Raw genomic sequence first — 3849 nt, 5'->3', positions numbered from 1 at the left:
TTGGTTCAAAACCCAGGCTCAACTGCAAACCAAAGTCGATCAACTTATATGTGAGTTAACGCCAGAAGTGATTGCTTCGAGCACCGGTTATTCTTTCATCAACGATGCCCTATCTGCCCTGAATGCTATTTAAATTGGTATTAGAGCATCAGGTACGGACGGGGTTTGTGCTTCGAGGTCAGGCACTACGGACGATTAAGCGTCTTCAATTGTATCGCGATAACTACGATAGATTTGAATCTTATTGTGAATCGGTTTTCGGTTTCACGATGCTTTACATCGAGCGATGTATGAAAGCTGCCCAGACTTATTATTCTATTGAATAATATTTAAAGACCCACGGTCTAAACGATCCCTTACCCACCAAACAAAAGCAATTGCGACCTATTTTTCAAGCTTATTTAAGTCCTATTGAAGCTGGTGAAGTTTGGGTTATGGCAGTGGATTTAAATTTGGGAAAAGTACCTTCTTATACCATCGTCAAATCGGCAGTCAAATCCTATTTACACCAGAAATATCCCCCTATAAATCCTTTTTCCGAGGGCGAAATCTGTCGCATTAAATCTGGAGTTTCAGGTAAGCTCCATTGCTGGTGTGTCGTAGCAGAAGTTAGTCAAGATCAATGTTTAATAGACACTTGGGACGATCGGTTCGTTGTCTCGGTAGATGATTTAATGCCTATGAAGTTTAGCCCAAATGAATCAGAGCAAATGCTGGATTTAGGAGCAAGGATGACCGCATTATCCGAGGTAGGGCAGCTGGATGAAGCTGCTATGTGGTTGTTAAAGGGGCTAGAAAAGCTGAATCGCCCTGTGCTTAATTCAATTGAAGAAAGGTTATTACAGGTTTTGGAAGATGTATATCTATTCCACGATGTAGAATAACTGCTTCAGGAGCATCTTAGTTTTTTTCGCTAAAACTAAAGGGAATTCCCTCACGGGGTGACAACACAGTCAAAGGGATGAAAGGATAAGTTTTTTAGCTCTCATACCCTGTTGATCAAAAAATAGCTTGTTGGGAGCGAGTATCATTAACTGTTCGACCCAATCATGACACAGATAGCAATCCTAAATGATTCATGAAAAAGAACCGTGTGAAGCGAAAGTTTGGGAAAATCGAAAATTTGGTGTTCGGTAGCTAATTCAAATAGTCTTTTAGCGATCGCCCTAAAGGACTCCTAAAGGATACCGCTTCGCATATAATAGCTGCGCGTCGCGAATGAAGAACAAATAGCATAAAATTCTCGTACAAAGCGTTTTGCAGACAACCAAACATCTTCAATGGGGTTCTCCTAAAGGACGACGCGGAGCTAGTCCTTTAGCATACCGCTTCGCATATGTTCTGGGGCGTTGGGAGCAAAACGGATACAAGTAATTTTGGTAGTGTTGCAAAAAATGAAGTCAAGCTTGTATCATGACTAAAACTTAGTTAGCTACGAGACTCGATGAACACAAAGCAGCCATTTAAATGGAAACACTTTCAGGGAGAAATTATTTTACTTTGTGTTCGTTGGTATTTAAAGTATGCCCTTAGTTACAGGAATCTCGAAGAAATAATGAAAGATCGAGGGTTATCTGTAGACCACACGACAATCTACAGATGGGTAATGATTTATGCTCCATCAAATAGAGAAAAGAACGAGAAAATACCTTAAATCAACTAATGACTCTTGGAGAGTAGACGAGACATACATTAAAGTAAAAGGAAAATGGAAGTATTTATATCGTGCTGTAGATAGTAATGGCGAGACTTTAGACTTTATGTTCAGTACCTCAAGAGACCATAAAGCAGCCAAAAGATTTCTAAAGAAAGTCTTAAAAGCCAGACATGATCGACAACCAATTCGTAATTAATGTAGATAAAAATGCAGCCTATCCCATAGCATTTGAATAATTAAAGCAAGAAGGACTTTTATCTCACGAGTGTAAATTGAGACAAAAAAAATATCTCAACAACATAATCGAACAAGATCATAGATTTGCCAAGAAGTTAGCTAAATATAAATCATATTTTCAATATTTTCATACAGCATGGCGAACTTTAAGAGGGTATGAAATTATGAATGCGATTCGTAAAGGTCAAATCGAAAATATAGCTAAAGCTGATGTCTTGGGACAAAGAAATTTTATTCATTCTCTCTTTGAGATTGTCGTCTGAAAAATTAGTTATCCACAGAGTTTTTCTGTCTGTTTGAATTTTTTGCAACAGAACCCTTAATATCATGACATATCCGAAGGTGTATGCTAGGGCACTAGCTACAACTACCAAGCCAGTAATAGAACAAACTTGTTCTACTTGTCCTAATTTCAACAACTTCTACGAACCTAACGGTCGTGGGTGGTGTGAATTATTCGACCACCAAGCAAGAGCGCATCACGAAATGACAAATAACTGTGTTGTTAGTTCAGAAACATTAATTCAACAACGAGAAATCTCTTCCGTAATCGACACCAAAGGAGAAAGAGAGTTAATCACCATTGAATTTGCGACTAATATTCACCCCGATGAAACCGAGTATAGCTATCAGCATCCTCAATTTGTCTTTGGTAACGATGTTGAAGTAAAAGGTTCATGCAGCTACCCTACCATTACCTATAAAGTTTGCGCGTTAGAATTGCTGGAAAACAATAACACCATCGGGAAAACTCTTATACCAGCCCAGTTGGAAATACAAAATCAGCAATGATCAGCAAACCTACTGGAAAGATGAAACCGCTTTAGTTTTGGCTAGCGATAATCGCCAAATTAAAACTACTCCTGTATTTACTACTGAGCCACTTGAATTAGAGGATGTATGGAAAGTATAAAATAGAACTCCTAAGTACAAAATAACTAGGAGCGATGACGACAAGAAAACCTTATTCCACAGATATTTCTAATTCGCAATGGGCGATTCTTAAACCGTTAATTCCGCCTCCTAAACCTGGTGGTCGTCCCAGAACTGTCAATCTCAGGGAAATTATTAATGCTATCTTTTATATTCTGGCTTCTGGTTGCCCTTGGCGGTTAATGCCTCATGATTTACCCCCTTGGTCTACAGTTTATGATTACTTTCGGATTTGGCGTATCGAAGGTACTTGGCTGAAGTTGAATCAAGCTCTTCGGAAAAAAGTTCGTACTCAAGTTAGTAAAAAGATTACTCCTTCGGCAGCTATTGTGGATAGCCAATCAGTCAAAACTACGGAATATAGCGACTGAGGTGGGATATGATGGTGGCAAGCTCATCAAAGGTCACAAGCGACATATTTTAGTCCATACTTTAGGCTTATTATTAGTCGTAATGGTCACAGCAGCTAATATGGCGCAAAAAAAGGGAGCTATTCAACTTTTAGAGCAGATTAAAAACCAATTCCCTCGATTAGAAAAACTTTTCGCCGATGGAGGCTATCAAGGAAAGGATTTTCACAACCAGATTCAAGAGGATTATGATTTAGATTTGGAAGTGGTCAAACCTACTCAGAAAAAAGGTTTTAAGGTTTTACCTTGGCGCTGGATTGTAGAGCGAACATTTGCCTGGTTGATGCGTTATCGGCGGTTGACTATCGATTATGAAGTCCTACCTGAAACGGTCGAAGCATTTATTTATGCAGCGATGGTTCGGATTATGGTCAGACCGATTAGCGTAGCTTTTTTGACTTTCCATACATCCTTTAATGGTGCTGTAAAGAATAGCTACTGCTATTATCAAGTAAAGATGATTCAGTTTTTGAGCATCTCGTAAACGAGAATCAGCCAGTCCAAAAGCTCCAGATTTGCTATCCAAAAACAATTCTTCAACTCGCAAACGAAGACCATATTGCCATAGAGTTTGAAGAGTAGGAGTTTCATCCGTAATTACAAGCCCAAGGT

The 3849-nt window shown here is 39.0% G+C and carries 2 protein-coding genes and 2 pseudogenes; all 4 read left to right on the top strand.

The window, feature by feature from the left end:
• Positions 1–377 precede the first annotated feature (377 nt).
• The 4 genes and pseudogenes from V6C71_00020 (at position 378) to V6C71_00005 (ending at position 3622) form a co-directional block, all read left to right on the top strand.
• Positions 378–884, top strand: coding sequence for a hypothetical protein (locus V6C71_00020; protein HEY9766879.1), 507 nt, complete (start codon positions 378–380; stop codon positions 882–884).
• Between the two features lie 560 nt (positions 885–1444).
• Positions 1445–2157: pseudogene (locus V6C71_00015) on the top strand (IS6 family transposase).
• Positions 2158–2221: 64 nt separating this feature from the next.
• Positions 2222–2686: a hypothetical protein gene (locus V6C71_00010; protein HEY9766878.1), complete on the top strand. Its 465-nt coding sequence runs from the start codon at positions 2222–2224 to the stop codon at positions 2684–2686.
• 155 nt (positions 2687–2841) lie between these two features.
• Positions 2842–3622 (top strand): annotated as a pseudogene (locus tag V6C71_00005) (IS5 family transposase).
• Positions 3623–3849: the final 227 nt, after the last annotated feature.

Source organism: Coleofasciculaceae cyanobacterium (assembly GCA_036703275.1).
Taxonomy (GTDB): Bacteria; Cyanobacteriota; Cyanobacteriia; order Cyanobacteriales; family Xenococcaceae; genus Waterburya.
This window is presented reverse-complemented; position numbering and strand designations above follow the sequence as displayed.

Coding starts and splice junctions, on each gene's coding strand:
- V6C71_00010 (HEY9766878.1), top strand. CDS start 2,222: ATGACATATCCGAAGGTGTATGCTAGGGCACTAGCTACAACTACCAAG.